Origin of the sequence: Bythopirellula polymerisocia, assembly GCF_007860015.1 — a bacterium.
Lineage (GTDB): Bacteria > Planctomycetota > Planctomycetia > Pirellulales > Lacipirellulaceae > Bythopirellula > Bythopirellula polymerisocia.
Window position 1 is genome coordinate 561657 of sequence record NZ_SJPS01000002.1, and the last position, 19435, is coordinate 581091.

At 53.1% G+C, this 19435-nt stretch carries 12 protein-coding genes; 10 read left to right on the forward strand and 2 right to left on the reverse strand.

Features of this window, described 5'->3' with window-relative positions; all coding sequences use genetic code 11:
* The first annotated feature begins 94 nt into the window (after window positions 1-94).
* From Pla144_RS08385 to Pla144_RS08415, 7 genes are all read left to right on the forward strand, one after another.
* A complete protein-coding gene (locus Pla144_RS08385; RefSeq protein WP_146449976.1) occupies window positions 95-1108 on the forward strand; it encodes a PEP-CTERM sorting domain-containing protein in 1014 nt (337 codons plus the stop codon).
* A 129-nt stretch (window positions 1109-1237) separates the two neighbouring features.
* On the forward strand, window positions 1238-2059 hold the full coding sequence (locus Pla144_RS08390) for a PEP-CTERM sorting domain-containing protein (protein WP_146449978.1): 822 nt from the start codon (window positions 1238-1240) through the stop codon (window positions 2057-2059).
* 318 nt (window positions 2060-2377) lie between these two features.
* The gene (locus Pla144_RS08395) at window positions 2378-2770 is read left to right on the forward strand and encodes a zf-TFIIB domain-containing protein (RefSeq protein WP_197530505.1); all 393 of its coding nucleotides are present in this window, start codon (window positions 2378-2380) and stop codon (window positions 2768-2770) included.
* 435 nt (window positions 2771-3205) lie between these two features.
* Window positions 3206-4846 (forward strand): tetratricopeptide repeat protein, encoded by a 1641-nt coding sequence (locus Pla144_RS08400; RefSeq protein WP_197530506.1) that lies wholly within the window; start codon window positions 3206-3208, stop codon window positions 4844-4846.
* Between the two features lie 3 nt (window positions 4847-4849).
* Window positions 4850-5188: a hypothetical protein gene (locus tag Pla144_RS08405; protein ID WP_146449985.1), complete on the forward strand. Its 339-nt coding sequence runs from the start codon at window positions 4850-4852 to the stop codon at window positions 5186-5188.
* A gap of 128 nt (window positions 5189-5316) precedes the next feature.
* Window positions 5317-5694 (forward strand): hypothetical protein, encoded by a 378-nt coding sequence (locus Pla144_RS08410; protein WP_146449987.1) that lies wholly within the window; start codon window positions 5317-5319, stop codon window positions 5692-5694.
* A 258-nt stretch (window positions 5695-5952) separates the two neighbouring features.
* On the forward strand, window positions 5953-6429 hold the full coding sequence (locus Pla144_RS08415; RefSeq protein WP_146449989.1) for a hypothetical protein: 477 nt from the start codon (window positions 5953-5955) through the stop codon (window positions 6427-6429).
* Between the two features lie 312 nt (window positions 6430-6741).
* On the opposite strand, the gene Pla144_RS08420 is transcribed toward Pla144_RS08415, so the two are convergent.
* Window positions 6742-7200, reverse strand: a complete 459-nt coding sequence (locus tag Pla144_RS08420; RefSeq protein ID WP_146449991.1) for a hypothetical protein — start codon at window positions 7198-7200, stop codon at window positions 6742-6744.
* 659 nt (window positions 7201-7859) lie between these two features.
* Between Pla144_RS08420 and Pla144_RS08425 the strand changes: the two genes are divergently transcribed.
* The 3 genes from Pla144_RS08425 to Pla144_RS08435 all read left to right on the forward strand — a co-directional run bounded on the left by Pla144_RS08425 (window position 7860) and on the right by Pla144_RS08435 (window position 16860).
* Entirely contained in the window at window positions 7860-11894 is a 4035-nt protein-coding gene (locus Pla144_RS08425; RefSeq protein ID WP_146449993.1) for a beta strand repeat-containing protein, read from the forward strand.
* 454 nt (window positions 11895-12348) lie between these two features.
* Window positions 12349-15801: a hypothetical protein gene (locus Pla144_RS08430; protein ID WP_197530507.1), complete on the forward strand. Its 3453-nt coding sequence runs from the start codon at window positions 12349-12351 to the stop codon at window positions 15799-15801.
* Between the two features lie 27 nt (window positions 15802-15828).
* Window positions 15829-16860, forward strand: a complete 1032-nt coding sequence (locus tag Pla144_RS08435; RefSeq protein ID WP_146449998.1) for a LamG domain-containing protein — start codon at window positions 15829-15831, stop codon at window positions 16858-16860.
* A gap of 387 nt (window positions 16861-17247) precedes the next feature.
* Here Pla144_RS08435 and Pla144_RS08440 read toward each other — a convergent pair whose 3' ends face one another.
* Window positions 17248-19041 carry a PQQ-dependent sugar dehydrogenase gene (locus tag Pla144_RS08440; RefSeq protein ID WP_146450000.1) on the reverse strand — a complete coding sequence of 598 codons (1794 nt, stop codon included), beginning with the start codon at window positions 19039-19041 and terminating at the stop codon, window positions 17248-17250.
* Window positions 19042-19435 lie beyond the last annotated feature (394 nt).

Sequence of the window (19435 nt, forward strand, 5' to 3'; positions counted from 1 at the left end):
CAACCACCGGAGTGCTGGAGGCAAAACTCAGCGTTTGGCTAGAGTTGCTAAGCGTGAGTGACCAGCGCACCCTTGGCAAATAAGGAGAGCAGAGATGAAAACTACATCTATTTTCTTGACAACGTTCGTATGCAACACATTGTTGGGGATGTTATCCCACGCCGCGCCGATTGCGAGCGATTCCTTCGCCACGACGGCCGGCGGCAACGACTATGTTGCTTTTACATCTATCTTTAACCAGAATCCCACGGTCGGCGCGAGCGGCTTCGTTGGTGCTTGGGGCATTTCATCCACAGGTTCCATGGTGGTCGTCCCTGGTGGCTTGACGCACCCACTGACCCCCGGAGATACTTTTGACGGCCAGTTGGTTTCCTTCACGCAAGACGGTACTGTTGGGGGGGGCAAGGCTCGAAATTTAAGTCGCGAGATTGACTATACGCCGGTCGACGGAACGTATTACATGAGCTTGCTGCTTGGAAAGAACGCCCCATCGACACGTGTCGATCTTCTCGCCGGACTGGGCCGTGCACAACACGCAGAAACAGGCATTTTTTCAATTGATGGGACCTGGATCGGCTTCGTTGACGGCGGCATTTCGTTCTTCAGTGGTCCTGGGGCAAGCATCACGCAACTCCTCAGCGCCGGCCAAGTGCCGGTTGATGAAACCTTCTTTGCTCTGCTGCAATACGACTTCACCACGTCAGGACCCGACACGGTGACCGCGACGATCTATAACGGCTCGTCCGTTGAGGTCGCAAGTCAGGCGTTCCCCGGACTCAACCTCGATCAGACCATGGGACGTTTTAGCGTCGCTACGCAAGACTTCGGCCCCGCTGCTTCTGTGGATGAGTGGCGTTTCGGCATGGCATTAAGCGATGTGATGGTTCAGCCACCGATTGAGGGCGACTTCGACCTCGACGGCGATGTCGATGGGGCGGATTTCCTGGCGTGGCAACGCGACCCCACTATCGGCAGCCTTGGTGATTGGCAAGCAAACTACGGCACACCCACTCCACTGTCGGAAAGCAGAGCAGCGATACCCGAGCCGGCGACCATTGTGTTGCTGTCGCTGGCCTCTTCGGCAGCACTTGCCCTGAGAAAACTTTAACAACCCATGGGAGGACCATTCATGACAGAAAACTGACCGCTTTCACATTGAGGTAACATGCTACTCCATTTGAATGAATGTGGTCGAATCGTGTGTTAAAGAGTTCCTGTTAAATAGGAGGGTGATCTGATGAAAAAGGCAATTTTATGTTTGGCGACTGCTGGACTGCTGGCGGGCATGCCTGTTTGTCTGCAGGGGCAAGTCATTCCGATTGATGATTTCGACCACATGAATCCAGCCCTGCCTGGTTGGACCTTAGCTGATTTATCTGCCGGCCAACCCTGGGGTCCGGGCGATTATGACCCGAGTTCCGGCGCCCTGCGGGTGTACCACTCGGGGAGCGAGCTGGTCCCGCCGGGGACGCCCTTCGCGACGACTGCCATGTTCGGCCTGTGGAACGCCTCGACCGACCCGCTGTACTCAAATGGCTACCTGCGGGCGAAGATCCGGACGGACGAGCAACAGAACAGCACGTCGATCCTGCTGCGGGCCGACCTAGCGACGGTAACAGGGTACCTGCTGTTTGGCTTCGCCAAGCCGCCTGGGCAGATGCCAGAGTTAGACGGGATGTTCTTCATGAGTAAGTTCGTCAATGGAGTCGAAACCAATATCTGGCTGAGTGGCATTGAGTATCTTCCCGGTGAGGACTGGAATGTGGAGTTGGGGGCCATCGGGCCCCGCATTACTGGGAAGGTCTGGAAAATGGGTGAAATGGAACCGGCACTGCCTCAGTTCGACTGGATCGACCCCGATCCGATCCTCAGCGGGATGCTCGGGTTCTCGTCAGACAAGGCGTTAGGCAATACGATACCCGCTCGGGCCGACGCAACCTTCGACGATTTTGTCTTCTTTGCGGTCCCCGAGCCCGCAACGGTGTTGCTGCTACTGGTAGGATTCGCGTTCGCTTGCATGCGGGGACCCATGTCACATCGAAATCAACAAAGTCTTTAATAGGAGAATAACCTAGAAACGGAGGAACATGATGCGATAGCAAATGGCATGGGCGGCAGTCGTAGTTGCGACTCGGCTGTCGCCCAAAGTGGGGATGGTCAAAACGCTGGGCAACTAGGCGAGTGCCCCGGCCATTAACCTAGCGTTGTGATGACCCGTGTAGTTAGCGCCGACGGTTCTTCCATCGATACTTTCATGATTGACCGTCGGACGCGCTAGCAGCGGTTCTCAAATGGTCGCCTTGATATTTAGTTGTACAATAATTGAACCCACACCCTTGATCTGTTCTTCGGTTCGATGAAGGAAAGGAGGTGTGTGATGAAATGTCCACGTGACGGCTCGCGACTATCAAGAGCCAAGATCGACGGTATTCGACTCAAGAAGTGCCCTGAATGTGCAGGAATCTGGCTCGACTTTCATGAGTTGGAGGCAGTCTGTGGGCTGAAACTTGCCGATGTCGAAAGTCATCTTCGGGAGGAGGTTGATGAGATAGTCAACAACACCGACGCGGTCGCAGGTTATATGCGGTGCCCACGGTGCCCCAACGGTCGACTGCAACAGATAACTTACACAATCTTGCGGCCGGTTAGGATTGATCGCTGTGATCAATGCTTAGGGTGCTGGGTCGACCATGGTGAATTGGACGTGATCGTGCAGGAAAAGCAGACGCTCGATGAAGAATTATCGATAGCACATTTGCGGATGATTTAATTGGTGCCGCTGAGGTCGGAGAATCTGAACTGAAGGAATAAAGGGACAACGAATAATCGAACCTAGGAGAGTAAATAAGAATCTGCTAAGAGTTGAATCACAAAATCCGGCCGGCGAAGCTGTAATCCCAACTACTTCAAAACGACCGAGTTGACTGTTGCTATCCTATATATGTGTTTCAACAGTTTACTTCATATTTCGCCGTGGCAACCATATTGCCACTCTGGCAGGGGAGACTTATATGGGCGATTTGCATCGGTTACGGAGTCTGGATTGCTATGATTCTCGCTATCGAGCCACTCACCTAGCAAGACACGCAACCTGCAGAGCTATATCCATCCTCGACCAAAACTTAGGATCTATTCGACGAGTCAAGATGTAGATTTTCTGCTCGAGTAAACCTATAATTACATGCAGAAGAAGAGGAGGTGTTCGATGAACGCGAATTCCTCAAAAACATTAGGATTGACATCTCAAGAAGCGGAGTTAGTGAATCGGCTCTTCGCAATGGCAGTTCGACTGCTTAGCGTTTTAAGTTTACTAGTTCTCAATGCTCTGGTACATTGCGATTTCTCTCGTGCAGAGTCACAAGAATCTCTGCAAGCACCTCCTGCTTCTCATGACCAATTGAAGCAACTTATGGCACGGGGCGACGAGTTCGATCGTCGCCACGACTTCCACGAGGCACTCAACTGCTACAACGAAGTCATTCGCCAAGACAGCACATATTCGATCGCCTATTTTCGTCGCGGCGTCACGTTGCAATTGCAAGGGGAATTAGATAAAGCTCTTGTGGATTGCGAATCATTTCTCAAGCTTGCCCCCGAATCGGCTCATGGTTACTGGCTAAGAGGTGCCATTTATGGAGATCAGGGGAGACTAGAAGAATCGTATGAAGCCTATGACAAAGCAATCCGACTCGATCCAAATTTACCGCAAGCCTACTATGGGCGCGCACTGGTGCATCAATCGCGCGGAAATCTACAAAAAGCTATGCGTGACTTCGATGAGGCAATCCGCTTGGCTCCTCATCACACTTATATCTACGAATTTCGCGCCAAACTGCTCTCCAAATTAGGTGAATTTGAGAAAGCCGTCGCGGACTATGACGTCGTTCTTCAAAAAGAGCCTGACAACAGTGAGGCCCATTACTACAGAGGCCAGAATCTCTACCAATTGGAGAAATATGAGCAGGCGCTCGCCGATCTCGACGCGAGCCTCAAGTTGTATCCCGGGAGTGCAGAAGCTCATGTCCTCCGTGGCGGAATACGTCTCAAGTTGGAGCAGCTCGACGAAGCTTTACAAGACTTTGGAGAAGCGATACGGTACGATCCTGAACTCTGGAGTGCCTACTGGGGCCGGAGCGAAATCCATCAAGCCCGCGGAGAGAATCTACTCGCCATTCAAGAGCTTGACAATGTAATTCGCCTCAAGCCGGACCACAAACTCGCCTATGTTAGAAATGCCGTGCTATGCCGAGATCAGGGCGAGTTTGATAAAGCAATTCAGTCATACACACGGTTCCTGAAACTCGATGCGGACGACTATTGGCGAGCGAGCATTTTTGCCGGCCGCGGTGTCTGCTGGTCTGACAAAAAAGAGTATCGAAAGGCCATAGCCGACTATAGTGAGGCACTTCGGTTGGATCCTGATAATGACCTCTACTATTGTGCTCGTGCATCCTCCTGGGCCATGCTGCTTGAATTCGAAAAAGCACTCGAGGACTGTGACACCGGACTCCGCATCAACCCACAGTCCACGCACTTATACACCGCACGCGGAAAGATACGTGGGCATGTTCTGACCTATGACAAAGGAATTGCTGATCTTAATCAGGCCACCCGAATCGATCCAAGCAATGCGGAAGCATATTACCATCGTGGCTTATTGTATTGCGCTAAATACGAAGACGCAAAGGCGATTCCCGACTTCAATCGAGCCATCGAACTCGATCCCGAAAATGCCGTGATCTATGCCGCGCGGGGGTCTGCGTACTACTCCCTCGGTGAATTCGAAAAGGCAAGGGCGGATGAAGCGAAGGCAGATGAGCTGGGTATTGTCTACGAGGAGATGTGAACCATGACCAATCTAGCGATTCATCATCCGAAATCGACATTAAACAAGGCGCTGATTTTCCTCGGCATCGCCTTCTTGATGCTGGCAGGTGGTATTGCGGGTTTGATGTATAGTGTGACATTCTTGATGAATCTCGGACTCAAGTACCATGACAATTATGAATACTACAGGGGGTTTCTGGCCGGTTGCTTCGTGTGGTTAGCCGGACCTATTGGTTTTGCAACACCTGGAATCATGTATTGGTATTTCCGAACCCACGAAGTGCGATTCAGTCTCCGAGCGCTGTTGCTTGCGACCACGCTCGTGGCAGCCCTGTCGGGACTCTATGCTTTCTCTCTGTGAAAGGTGCATCACGACCGTCAGAAAGATTCGCACAATAAGGACGACTCATGTGGAAGTTTTTTTTGCGCGAACATGAGAGTCACCAGTGACTCTCTACGCTACGCCGTCAAGGCAGAAGGAGGTGTGTGATGAATACCTCGTCCCTGTCTGAATTCGAAACAGTGAATCGCTCGGTTGCCCGTTGGGGATCGGTCGCTGCCGCGATCCTGTTCGCGGTTGGTTTTCTCACCGATCCGAGATTGTCCGCCAACCTTGTGATAGCCCAATGGATGCAAATCTTGCTGATCTTGCTCGTTTTTGTCGGCTATTTGCTCGCCTGGAAGAATCGATTTGAGCTTTCAGGCAGCATTTTAGCACTTTTTGCAATGGCCGGTTACTGGATTTGGTGCCGGATGTGTGTCAATCAGCTTCCAGACCCAATTGTCTTCATGCTGGCCGCACCAGCTTTATTTCATGTGCTGGCCGTGCTGTTTCACAGAGTTTTGCGTTGGAGAAAGGCCAGTTGAGTTATGTGTATTTGTTAACCAAAACAAATATCGCGATGAATTTCATCCGCCTAATTCTCCACAGTTGCTGTTGGACTCCATGAATTGGAACTAGTCTAGCTGTGGTTTAGCGTGGTGATCTCATGTCTGCATGTTATGCCGAGATCCGACGAAACAGCGACTTCGTGCGTGCGATGTCCTCGAATAGTCGCCCCAGCTGTGGTTGGCGGGCAAAGTGGAATTCTGAAGTCAACATTTGGGAGAAGGAGGACTTGAATCATGTTCATTCAAAAAACGCTTCGTATTTCGATCGCACTCGTTGTGTTAGCGATGTGCTCAACTGCGACAACTCAACAGCAGGGTGACGACAGCGGTGACAGCGTATCTCCGGCGCCGCGAAACTCCCCTTCCGAAAACATGCCAGAAGACAATCTCTCGATTGCTTACGCCCGCACTTGTCTAAGACTTGCCAAGGCCGAGCTTGCAGAGGCTCGTGAACAGAACCGTCTGGTCAATAAATCTGTTGCTGATTACGACATCAAACGAATGCTACTGCAAGTTCGATTCGCTGAACAGAATCTGTCTCACTTGGAGCAAGGCGCAGACTTTAACCTGCAGCGGTGTGGTTTCGGCGAGGACACCTCTTGCAGTTCACCGAAACCCTTAGCCGCTGAGAATGATGCACCCTCAGCGAGTTCTCCAGTTGCCAAAGTGAGCGAAGTCGGATTCACCTCCGCACCCAAACGGTCACTCTAAATCCGGGTGAGAATTGACTCCAATGCGGGGTAGAACTATCTATAAGGGTGTCTCAACCGGCGTCGATTCGATGGCAGTCTGCCACCATGGCTGATGACATGGGTTTAGAAACAGTGTGGTGCGAAGATATTGCGGTATTTAGACTAATGTCGACGAGTGCCATCAATCCACTCTTGTTGATTCGGTGAGTTAAACCCTCAAGCCCAAGCCTCGTAAGAATGCTCAGTCCGGTAGGCGAACCGCCGGTTGCGCAACCCTAAAGCCGGGCGTCTCGGTGACGCCCGGCTCGAGTTGGACGATCCAATGGTTCTACTAGCTCGCGGATCGATTTCGCTTCAGCATACTCTTGGTTTTGCCGGCACCTTTGTTGCCGCCGTTTGGTGAACCGCCGGTGGAGGTGCCGCTGTTCGCATTGGGCTCGGCCAATGTCGGAGTCGCTCCATTTACCTTCCCGCCCGGGCTCTTGCGGTAGATAAGGCTGCCAAAAGTGCGTGAACAAGGCGAACCGTTCCATTGCTGAATAATGGACTTTAAGTTTTCCAAAGCGGCATCGTACTGGGCTTGGGTTCCGTTCTTGGAGGCATTTTCCAGGTCCCTAACAGCTTTGTCATACTTGTCTTGGACCTGTCCACAACCGACTGATGCGCTGTCCAAACGCGGGCCAGTGGGGACGCGGGCGTCGGCTTCCCCCTGGGCAAACGCCCAGACGGCGAAAACAGCAACGGCGGCGGACAATACAACCAGGCGGCGAGATTTCAGTGAACTCAACATTTTTAGCTCCTTTCATGAAGCATAGTGCGGCATGACCTTGCCACATTAGGCGAAGCCAGGAAGACGGCCTCTAGCACTTTAAGCGGAGGAATCTGTGGTTTGTTACAAGGCAAGTTGGAGATAGCCAGATTCCGAAACGCGCAAGCTAAGGGCCTGCAGGATGCCCAAAAAAATCCGTCCGCTAACTCTAAACTAGCGTCGGTTGGCGTCTCTCAACCCTTCAATGCGGCAGCTTCCTGACACAGATTTCGGCCTACCTGAAAGCCATACGTTTTCCCGGAATGAGACGCTTGGGATTTTTGCCCCGTCGGATGCGTCATCAAACCAACTCATTTGACTTGGAGTGTTCTCGTCCTGGTTTTCCACTCTTTTCAAACCGCAATTGCGGCTCCGGCGGGGAATCTCCCCAAATAAGTATTGATTTTGATTGACTTCCTCCCCTGAAGCACTCCACAATATGGAATGTCCAATTGGAGGGCATCTTAGCATTGTTCTGTATGCGGGGCGTTGCTGTCCCGCTCGAAAATGGAACTGGCGTCAGAATGCGATTGCATTGCTGACCTCTTCTCGTAGTGTTTCCCCCGCGTGACGATTAGTCACCACCCAACCATGTGAGCGTTCTGCGCCCAGGGTGTGGCCAAACTATGGAGCCAAAAACAATGCGCAAATTCCGCAGTTCTCGCCGACCGAACCATGTGAAGTCCCCTAATCTGCTCACAAGGCATCTGGCTTTCGAGTCTCTGGAAGACCGACGTATGTTGTCGGGCATTGAGTGGACCAACCGTGGAGTGCCAGGCAACGACAGCGATGGGTTTGCTGGCGTCTTCGGAAACAACGCCGACATAGCGCGGAACACCGCACAGGGAGCAATCGACCTCTGGCGGCAAGTCATTACTAACCTCAATCAGAGTGGTGGCGTCAATCAACTTGATGTTACTATCAACATGAATACGGTGGGTACGGGCTTCGGAGGCCAGGGACAGGTCACATCTGTACTCGGAGGCAAGCCGCGCGCTGGAACGATCACGTTGAACCGGGGGGACGATACCACAGGAGATGGTCTCGGCGATGGTGGCCAATGGTTCCTCGATTCTACGCCGCTCGACAATTCCGAATACAATAGTGGGACGATCCTCAACCCGTTCGCAGCACTTCCCAATCCCGGCTCGGGGATTGAGGCGGATTTCATGACATTGATCACGATCGAGATGGCCCACATCTTGGGCATCTCCAATGGCGGCGGCCTGGCGTGGACAAACAACGCCTTCGTCACGAACACCTTTCAAGCGGATGTGCGTGATGCACCGGGAACTCTCTGGACGTTCGACGGGCCGAGTGTTAAGGGGCTAATGACGAGCAATAATGGCGGAGGCGGCGGAACAGACACTGGAATGCCAGTGCATGTTGCCTATCCGCCGAACCAATACTTCGGACCCTCACTATCATACACCGGCGTCGCCGACGTCGGCACCGCGGGCGGCGATTCCTCGATTCGCTACCTGCCATCGCATCTGATGGTCAGCATGCTCAAGGACGTGTACGGCTATACGACCACGGAGCCAATCGCGTTCGGAACATTTCACACAATGCTGCAAAGCGACGGCGAGTTGCTAATTCGCGGCGGGCTTCCCGCGGGGCTCGGCTTCCCCAGTAGTGACAGTATCAATATCTTCGCCTCGGGTCCGAACATCGTCGTCGAAATCGATCTCGGAAACACTGTACCTGGAACCGGTATTTCCGGCGTCATGCAATCGAGTTTTCTGGCATCAGCAGTCACTTCGATAGTCATCGAGGCCGGTGACGGCGACGATTCGATTCGAATCAATCCTCTGCAATCCCTCATACCAATCAGCGTCAGCGGCGACAGCGGCAACAATACGCTGATTGTGGTCGGTTCGAGTGGTAGTGACTCAATTACGGTCGGATCTTCAACACTTACCAGTACAGGCGTGAATATCACATCGAGATCCTCGATCGATGCGATCGTCCTCAGACCGGGACAGGGTGTGGATGATATCTATGGAATGGGAGGGTTCGTGCCTTTCACGGTCGAACTGAACTCAGGAGGCAGTTCATTGAATTTGCATTCACTCAACGCGTTTTCTAATGTGACCATTAACGGTGGAGGGGGTAGTGACGTTGTCAGTATTGCCCCCAACGGAGGCGCCAACGCGATCAAGTCTGCCGTCACCTTCAATGGCGGGGGCGGTGCCGATACCCTCAACCTCAGCAATGGCACACTCGATTCGATAGCCGCACTCATTACGTTTAACGGTGGAGGAGGCTTTGAGGACAAAGTCGTTTTGAACGACCAGACCAACACGACTTCTACACTTTATAGTGTCACGGCGGCGGAGGTCACGCGGAGCTTTGGGTTCGGAGGCTTTTCTTATTCCGACATCGACCGCATCGTCCTCAATCTCGGCAGCGGTAACGACACCGTAGACATCGCCAACGGAGTTTTTCCCAATGTTGAAGCCCACGGCAACGATGGCAACGACAATTTCATCATCGGCGGCGGTGACCTCACCGGCATCCAACCGCAGAGCTTCGACGGTGGAAATGGTACTGACCAGATCACCTTCGACGATCATCTCGATTCGACCAACCGCATCTGGGACGTCCGCAACAACGAAATCTTTTTCGGAGGACTGATCGTCCTCTCCACAAGTAGTTTTGAATCTGTGGGTATCGCTGCGGGTACGGGTAATGACGAAATCACCTTCGCGGGCGTCCTCGGCCAGTTCTTCAATATTGACGCCGGGTCCGGGTCGAACACTTTTACACTCGGTTATCAGAACTCGGTCTTCTTTTCCAACGCTGTCGCACTCGTCGGCGGCAGTGGAGGAGATACTTTCACAATCAACGACGCCTCCATCGGCCTGGCCGGTAGCGTGACCATGGACGGCGGCGGCGGGTTCAATACGATGGACGTCATCGAGCCGTTGGCCACCGGATATGAACTCGGAATTGGTTACTTTATCCCGCGTTTCGGTGCCGACGATCACAACGTATTCGGGTTCAGCAATATGAACACGACCGTTGTGACCGGAAACTCGGGCGACAACTTGTTCACGATCTACTCTGCTGGCCACGCATTCGGCACTTTTACGGTCAACGGCGGGTCGGGTTCCGACACGTTTGTCCTTGCGCCGCAGCCAAGTGGATACACGTTCAGAGCTTTGACTCTTAACGGTCAACCGGGTGTCGACACTGTTACCCTCGATGCTAGCGCACTAACCACCGACGAGAGTTACACGATCGGCACGAACAGAATTGAAATCGCCCGCGGCCTCATCCCTGAAACAATTACCACCTCTAGCATGGATCAGATTACACTCACCGCCGGCTCGGGCAACGACTCGTTCACGATGAACCAGTATTCCTCTGGGACGCCAGTAATTATCTACGGTGGCCTCGGCGATGATACTCTCGACTTCGGCGGCAGTAACCTGATAGCCAACATCCCAAGCATTTCTGGGTTTACGTTTGACGGACAGGGAGGCTTCGATCGATTCAATATCGACAACACGTTCGAGATCTCGGAGTGGGGGTACACGCGCAATGTCTCGAATATCAGCATCCAGCGTGGCGCACCATTTTTCGGTTACTCGCTCGTACTTGGCACCGCCAACAACGAGGAGTTAACCGTCAACGCGGGTCCGGGAAGCGACTCGTTCCGCGCCGCTGGCACGCCACTCGGGTCGCGAACCATCTTCAACGGCCACGGCGGCTTCGACACGCTTCAGCCGGGGCTGATCGGCGGGTCGCTCACGTTGCTGTCGATGCTGCACGGCCGGATTGATTTCGATGCAGGGAACGTGGCGCCATTTGACGGCGGCAACCTCATCGTTTCGGCTAGTGCCCACTCCGACGCCAAAACTGTCCACCTCGATTCGAATAGTCTGGGTTCCCATGCCGGCGACAATCTTTTCGGCGACGGCGGCTCGCTGTTCTTTTCTGACATCACCGCCCTGACCCTCACACTTGGCACGGGTGCTGACACCGTCTATGCCCAGCCGCTGCTCGATGCCACTGTCAGTATTGTGGGCAACAACCCGACCACCGCGCCTGGTGATACTCTCAACCTGACTCTGGCTGCAGCGCAGAACTATTTGGTGAATGGCTCATCGTCCAATGGTAACGTCACCTCCACCAACCTCAAAACGATCACCTACACCGGCTTCGAGACCGGCCCGATCATCGCCTCCGCCGAATTTGATGGCGACGGCGTCATCGATGGCCGCGACTTTCTCGCCTGGCAACGCGGCTTCGGCATGCCCAATGCCCAGAAGGGCGATGGCGATGCCAACAACGATATGTTTGTTGATGGCTTGGACCTTGGTGTGTGGCAGGGGCAATTTGGAGTGGCACCGCCGCCGTTGGTGACGGGTGAGAGTTTAGGGTTGAGTGCTGAGAGTGGAAGTTCTTTGCCTCTGTTGAATAGCGAACTCGTTGATCTGGCGCTGGCGGTGGAGTGGATGAGGAAGGCAACGGTTGAAGAAGATCTGCTGGCAGTCGTGCGATCAACTTCGGAGGAGGCCATGGTCGACTCCGCGTTCTCTGCGGACGATCTCATGCCAGCGGCAAATGTCGCTGAGAAAATGGACTTCGGATTCCTTGATTCCTACGATGCCGAGGAACCTTCCTGTGGGTGGCTTACCGAAGAACTGCTGGAGCACGTGTTCGGGTAGTAGAGGCTGGCGAAAACCTCAAACAGTTTTCGAGACTTCCAAGAACCGACCTAAGTGACACGCTTTTACGGCACATGGATTACTGTGCCGAAAACGTCTGATCGGGATTTTGACACAGATCTTGGTTAACACCCGCCTAACTGCGTCATCAAACCCACGTTTGCTTGGCAACTTTACCTACGACGAAATTGATGGCCAGGATTGTCCTAATTCAGGTAACAGGGTGGATCACCCAATGGAATCAACATCGGAGATTTGGCGCTTTGGCAGGCACAGTATGGTTTGGGAGCCGGGTCGTCACCGACACCGATTGGTGCCGTCTCGGAGCTTAGTTCCCTGATATTCCCACCCTATCTGATTGTATTTCCTTGCATTCGGCTTGCTCCACGGTGATACTTGAATGTGGAGCAGGTTGAGACGAGCTACTTTTCATCCTTTCGGTAGGGCTCTAGTCATGACTCGTCGATCTTTGTTATTGCGCTTTCGCTTATGCCAGTTTGGTTTAAGTTGTGTTCTGCTTTCGTCATTATTGTCCACTTCTGTGGCTGCGCAAGGAGTCTCTCGAGTCTGGAGCGGCGGCGGTGCGACTGACAATTGGTTTAATCCGTCGAACTGGAGTCCTGTGGCTCCCCCCAATCCCGCCGATTTCTTGAAAATCGGTTTTCTCGACATTGCCGGCCTCAACACCAATGACGTGGACATCACCTACGGTGGGCGAATTGAAATCGATAGCAGTGCGGTCGTGACTCTTCACAATCTTGATATTGGCTTGGATGGAGAAGGAACGTTGGACATGTCTGCTGGCACACTGACTACCAACACTACGTACATAGGACAAAACGGCAACTCTTTCGGCACTGCAAACATCAGCGGCGAATTTTCACAGTGGAACATCACCAATAGCCTGTTGAGCGACCTCTATGTCGGCAATAGCGGTGAAGGACGGCTCCACATCAGTTCTGAAGCGGATGTGGTCGTAGCCGATGACGGCATTATTGGCTTTAGCTCCACAAGCATTGGGACGGTCGATATTTCCGGCTCTGGCTCAACTCTTTACTTCACTGGAGCTAATAGCTCCTTAACCGTGGGTTCGTCTGGGTTAGCTTCTTTGAACATTTCTAACCGGGCTGCTGTTTCGAACCATGATTCTGTTATCGCTGAAAGTTCCACCTCTGTCGCCAGTGTGATGGTCGATTCGGCTGGCATCTGGACCAACACAGGTTCGATGACAATCGCCAGCAGTGGCACAGGCACCATGGAAATCCGTGGCGGTGGCGCGGTGACCTCAACGAGCATTGGTACTATCGCCTACAATACCTCTGGAGTCGGCCGAGTGTGGGTCGATGGCACCGACTCAGGTTGGGTCCTCGCCTCGCCGCTCGAAGTCGGTTACGGAGGCACCGGCCAGCTTGAGATTAGTGGCGGTGGGCGTGTCCAAAACACCCTTGGGAAAGTAGCTTCCAACCCAGGTAGCAACGGCAGCGTGATTGTGCGAGACAACGGCTCGATCTGGGCCAACAGCAACTCACTCTATCTGGGCTTTCTCGGCGGCAAAGCATCTCTTTTGATCACCGACGGTGGAACGGTCGAGAATACGGACGCAAATATCGGTTTCGAAAGCATTTCGATGGGAATTGTTACTGTCGAAGGCGCTGGATCGACTTGGACTAATTCTGGGTCCATTCACATCGGGCACGAGGGCAACGGCACCCTGCATATAGCAGGTGGCGCGACTGTCACAAGCAACTCCTCCCTTATCGGCCTTGCTAGCTATAGCATCGGAACTGTCAATGTCTCGGGTGGCGGTAGCCACTGGAACAACTCGGGCTTATTGGTAGTTGGCGATAGAGGCTACGGTACGCTCAATATCACCGGTGGTGCGTTGGTCACAAGTCTTACCGGATCGGTCGGTAGATTTGCAGAAGCAGGCGAAGGCGCAGGCGACATCAACATCAACGGGGCGGGGTCAAGATGGGATGTGACCGGCTCGGGAACTATCGAACTTGGAAAAGTAGGGGACGCCACACTGGACATCTCAGACGGTGGCGCCTTGATTACGCCTGGATCGATGAGCGTAGCGAGTACGGACACGTCGACTAGCAGCGTGACGGTCGCCGGCATTGGCTCGCGACTGGAATTGGATATTGGTCTGTCCCTGGGTAACGGCGGGGGCACTGGCACGGGTTCGGCGACAATTGGAGCAGGTGCCCAGGTCACCGTCGGCACTTCGACGGTCATCCAGAATGCCAACAGTTCGCTCGCCATCGACGGAGGTTCACTCACTACCACTTCACTGAGCAACAACGGCGGCACGTTCGCCTTTAACAGTGGCACAGTTACTGTCAACGGTGGGACGTTCGATCCGGGCTCCAGCGACTATTCACTCAATGGCAACAGCACAGCAATGCTGATTCTCCAGGGAAATGCGTCTTCTGCAATCAATGGCATTGTGACCGTGGGGAATACAGGAGACGCAGTGTTGACAATTCGTGACGGTCATCATTTTACGTCCGGTGAATTGACTATCGGCGCTTCAGGCGAATTAGTGCTCGATGGCGGCCACTTGACTGCTGAACAGTTAAATAACTTCGCTGGGGGAACGTTTACCTTTCGTAGTGGTACGGTCACGATGACTGGCGACGTGTTTCAAAGCAGTTCCCCCGTGGTCATTCCGCAGCAAGGAACCATTGATGGCAGCGGTTATGTCGAAGCAGAGATTCATGGCCATTTCGGTTCGACGATCACTGTGACCAGCGGCAGTTATATATTAGGTGATCCATCCAGCTTCCTTGGCTTCGTCCACGAGGGCACGCTTAATGTCGGCAGCAACATAGCTAATTTAAAATCTGCCGGATTCGCCCAAATCGGGGCACTGACGACACTAGCTGGCGGCACAATCACCGCTGCTAATGGCGTGGTCTTGGGCATCGGCGACAACATCTCGGGTAATGGCAACGTCAACACCAGGCTTGCCGCGGGGTTTGGTTCCACGATTTCTGCTAACGGCAGCCTTTCGCTGGGTGACAGCGCCACACCCATCGGATTCTCCAGCGATGGCATGCTGAACGTGGGCAGTAACACCGTTACGCTGAACGACTCGAACGCCGCCGACCTCGGCGCGCTGACCACTCTCACTACCGGCGGTATGCTCGACGTAGCCAATGGGGCCGTGATCGATTTTACTGATAACGTCACCGGCGAAGGGCTCATTAGTTCGCCGGATGATTCCACCAAACCGATCATCAACAATGGCAGCATCGTGGGCGACAGCCTGCTCAATCCGATCACCCTCAACGGCTACGTCAAAGGCGTAGGCACCTGCGACAACTGCAACATCACGGGCACCGATGCCCCTGGTTTCTCGCCTGCGGCGGTCAACCGTGGAAGTGTCAGCTACAACGGCACCCTGGAAATCGAGATCGGAGGACTCAATCCGGGCAGTGACTTCGACCAACTCAATCACATCCTCGGCGCAGGTATTGCTGACCTGGGAGGAAGGCTCGACGTGTCGCTCATCAACAGCTTCATGCCGAGTATTGGCGACAGCTTTGAGATTATCACGGCGGTCGACGTGGACGATGTTTTCGCAGTCGAGAATCTCCCTCCCATTGGTGGACTCTTGTGGAACGTGAATTACAACGCGACCAACGTGGTGCTCGCAGTGGTTTCGCCATTCTCCGCCGACTTTGACCAAGATGGCGACGTTGATGGAAATGACTTTCTGGTGTGGCAGCGAAATCCTAGCGTTGGAAGTTTGGGCGATTGGCAAACGCAGCATGGTAATGTGTTACCCCTGGCCGCCATCGCGAATGTCGTACCAGAACCGGCAAGTTTGACCCTGTTTTTCTTACTTGGTAGCCTAAGGCTAGTCTGCCGGAAATTGCGTAGAATGGACTATACCTCTTGAGGCACCCAACTACTCTTCGAGGGTTTCATGTATCGAATTTGCGCTATTACCATTGCACTCCTTTTAATCACGCTCCCGTCTGAAGTCTCTGCCGCACCGGTTGACTTTCAATTGGCTATCCAAGATGACAATCCCCTGCTGTGGTATCAACTAGCGGAAGGAACCGGTCAGGCGGTTAACTTCGGCAGCTTGGGTTCAGCATACAACGCGACTTACCATGGCACTGTTGGCCGACAGATGCCGACATCGAGCGGAGATGCTGGAGTCGAATTCGATTCGATCGACGATTTTCTTGAATCCCTGGGCTCGTCGCCACTAGTGGGGAACCCTACCTTCTCGATCGAAACACTGATTTTTTTTCCAGTAGGTGGTGCCGCTGGACTGTGGGGACCTTATCTCCATTGGGGAGATGGGGGTGGCGTGAGCGGCAGTTTATCTCGCACTGGTCAAGAGGTTTATTTCGGAGCGCAAAATACAAACCTGAATCGTGTCTATACCGGGTTTTATAACGGAGGCAAGCGGACACAAAATACCGTTCCCTTAGGAGAATGGCTGCACCTCGTGTGGACCCGTCAAGGAGGCGTCTCATCGGACGCAGGCTCGACACTTTACGTTAACGGCTTGCCTGTCCCGCTGGAACAAGATCCAAATTTGACACCAGGTTTCATAGGTGGCACTTCCATCGACGTAACTTCAACTCCCTTTCGCATTAACCGGGGAAGAGATTTCGTTGATCTGCGACATTTCGACGGGACCATGGACGAAATCGCACTCTATGACCGCGTGCTCACTCCCCAGGAGGTAATAGACCACACGCTTCAAGTACCTGGAATGCTCGTCTTGGGCGACTATGATCAAGATGGTGACGTCGATGGTCACGATTTTCTTGTGTGGCAACGGGGTGGATCTCCCAATGGAACGGGCAGCGGCGATTTGGCATTGTGGCAGGCCCAATACGGAACGCCGGTAGTTGCAGCGTCAACAGCCGTACCCGAGCCATCAAACTGGGTTTTTCTATTGTTCGCTGCAGTGGGAGGAGTGTTCTCAAGGAAGAGGTAAATCTACTAGACAGTCTCAAGAACTCTCTTATGCGTGACACTGACAACTACCCACCCCTTTCCGGAAGTTCAGTGCCCCCACCGCAGTCGTCAAGTACATGCCGCTAACTGCCGGCGGAGCTCATCACTTCGGGCATTTTGCGTCAACGCCAAGTCGCTGAAGATGGACCAACCGCTGCGTCTTAGCCTCTCCTCAAACTGATAGAGGTGGTGGCAACCTCTGTAGTTGCGCCACCAAATCGACAACAACCAGCTCCAGGCTACCAGGATGGTGGGATCCCCGTTCTCGTCTTCTCGAACGAACCCTAGGACTACCCTTCGAGGACCTCGAAGGAGGAGTAAAACCATTGAGCAGTCGTGGGCTGGAATTGTTCTCCTGGATCAAATCTCAAATTGCCAAATCCCTAATACATCTCAATGAAAGCGTGCGTCCAGTTATCAATGGAAGCGTGAGCAAGAGCCCAATTCCAAAAAGAAATGATTCTGGCTCCGGTACGATCTGCGATGCCAATAGCGGCAAGGTGTTGCTGTAATTCTGCTGCCAAATGGTCAGATCCAGGGCATCGATTGTGCTGTCTCCGTTAAAGTTGCCATCGCTCCAGGCGCCGTCTGTTTTACCGACTCCGCGTTGCCAGGCGAGAAAGTCGGCCCCATCCACATCGCCATCGCGATCGGCGTCGCCATCGAGTACACCACTCACCGAGACCAGTCTACGGATGACACCATCACGCTTGTTGAGCACGTAAATCTCGTTGTCTGGGCCTACACCGAAGCGGAGGTCGGTACGGGAGACAGATCCCGGAATGGCATCGTTTATGATTTGAAGCAGTGACTTCTCGACACCATTGTGAGTGAGTCGAATCTCTTGGAAGGGGGCGAGGTGTCCATCATTGAGACTATTGAGGTTGGAAAAATCATCGCGATCGACGAGTTCGTCGACCTCGACGGCAAAAAGCGGCCCGCTATTGCTGGCGAATTCACCAAAGATATAGAGACCCTTCAATTGCGGTACAGCCGTGCCTCGATAAACGGACCCCCCTACTATGGCACCACTTCCGTTGACCAGATTGTTACTGTGGTCGTACTGTGCAACCGGATAGGTGAAGGCATCCGTGGCATGGTTGGCAGGAAGGTTATCAATGATATTCAATCCGTTTGAAACTATGGACGTAGTTTGAAAGGTTCCCTCGCGGAGGTCCCAGCCGAAATTTGCACCGGCCGTACCTAGATTGATCTCTTCGATGTTCGCCTGACCAATATCCGAGATGAGCATTTTATGTTCTCCCGCCGTGTCGAAGGTAAACCGGTGGGGATTTCGCAGACCATAAGCCCAAATCAAGTTTTGGGAAGTTCCAGGATTTGTGCTAATTCGAAATGGATTATCTACAGGGACCGTATAAGGATTTCCTCCATTTGCCAAAGGATCAATGCGCAGAATTGAACCATAAGGTTGCCCGAGGTCTTGGGCTAGGTTGTGCGGATCGATGGTCTGTATGGGTGGTGAAATGTTGCCACCGTCCCCCAGGGCGATGTAAAGGTTGCCGAAGTCTGGATCCCCCGAAGTCGCATTCGGGTTGAAACTGATCTGAGCGATGTTGTGGTCATTGAACGGCTGACCGATGCGAAGTAGCTCGCGGTAAGAACTGGTATTCACAGTTCCATTGGCATTCAATTCCCATTCTCCCAGAACTGAATCGTGATTGAGTCCCGGTGGCGAGGGAAAGATCACGGGATTGCCGACCAAGGGGGCAAAGCCATTCCGGCTGTGGGACGTATAGAATTTTCGGAATCCGCTCGTCCCAGGATTGTTAAAATCTGGATGAAATGCCAATCCGCGTACGCCTGTTTGAGCTTGATCGTTGAAATTCCCTACGGAAGTAGAAAGATCGAGGAAAAGCGAAGTGCTTGGCGAACTGGCTGCCGGGTCGAAAGAGTAGATTTTCCCACGTTGGTCAATGACGTAGGCCAGACCGGGCATCCCCCCCGAGGTCAGAAACTCTAGACGAGGCTTGAGAGAGCCACTGCTATTCGGGATCGTAACTACATCCTGCAACTCTACCGACCATGAAGTCTTGGAGATGGTTGCATTGAGTGGATTCCCAACGGGGAGAAGCGCACTAGCTTGAGTTAGGGAAAATAACAGCCCGATTGATGAGGCTGCCAAAAAGATTCGTAGTTGCATCGAATGTCTATCTAAGGAGTTGCAGGTTAGCTTCGTAAACCAGTTTGCGGCTATATTTTACTCAACGGGCACAAAAATGTCGATTTGCTAGCCAACCATCGACAGTGGTCAATTGCCGCATGTGATTCACTCTTTGTAAGGGTCTGACGCTGACAGTCTTGCCGTTTATGACATCTAAATCACTCCTTTTTAAAAATTCATGAGTGAAAATGCATCGAAGCTCCCCAAAATTTTGACACCCGGGAATGCCACAATTAGAGTGCAGAGAGACTTACATAAGCTCGGAACCGATTTCGAGCCGCATTGCCACTTATACCGCAATCCACCGAAGATCGGGCAGATTTCGCGAAGACCGGTTTGGAAGCGTGTTTTACTAGGCAACTGAGCCTGCCAA

Bases quoted from the DNA above. Each gene is read 5' to 3' on its own strand.
- Pla144_RS08385 (WP_146449976.1), top strand. From the start codon at position 95: ATGAAAACTACATCTATTTTCTTGACAACGTTCGTATGCAACACATTG.
- Pla144_RS08390 (WP_146449978.1), top strand. From the start codon at position 1,238: ATGAAAAAGGCAATTTTATGTTTGGCGACTGCTGGACTGCTGGCGGGC.
- Pla144_RS08395 (WP_197530505.1), top strand. From the start codon at position 2,378: ATGAAATGTCCACGTGACGGCTCGCGACTATCAAGAGCCAAGATCGAC.
- Pla144_RS08400 (WP_197530506.1), top strand. From the start codon at position 3,206: ATGAACGCGAATTCCTCAAAAACATTAGGATTGACATCTCAAGAAGCG.
- Pla144_RS08405 (WP_146449985.1), top strand. From the start codon at position 4,850: ATGACCAATCTAGCGATTCATCATCCGAAATCGACATTAAACAAGGCG.
- Pla144_RS08410 (WP_146449987.1), top strand. From the start codon at position 5,317: ATGAATACCTCGTCCCTGTCTGAATTCGAAACAGTGAATCGCTCGGTT.
- Pla144_RS08415 (WP_146449989.1), top strand. From the start codon at position 5,953: ATGTTCATTCAAAAAACGCTTCGTATTTCGATCGCACTCGTTGTGTTA.
- Pla144_RS08420 (WP_146449991.1), bottom strand. From the start codon at position 7,200: ATGTTGAGTTCACTGAAATCTCGCCGCCTGGTTGTATTGTCCGCCGCC.
- Pla144_RS08425 (WP_146449993.1), top strand. From the start codon at position 7,860: ATGCGCAAATTCCGCAGTTCTCGCCGACCGAACCATGTGAAGTCCCCT.
- Pla144_RS08430 (WP_197530507.1), top strand. From the start codon at position 12,349: ATGACTCGTCGATCTTTGTTATTGCGCTTTCGCTTATGCCAGTTTGGT.
- Pla144_RS08435 (WP_146449998.1), top strand. From the start codon at position 15,829: ATGTATCGAATTTGCGCTATTACCATTGCACTCCTTTTAATCACGCTC.
- Pla144_RS08440 (WP_146450000.1), bottom strand. From the start codon at position 19,041: ATGCAACTACGAATCTTTTTGGCAGCCTCATCAATCGGGCTGTTATTT.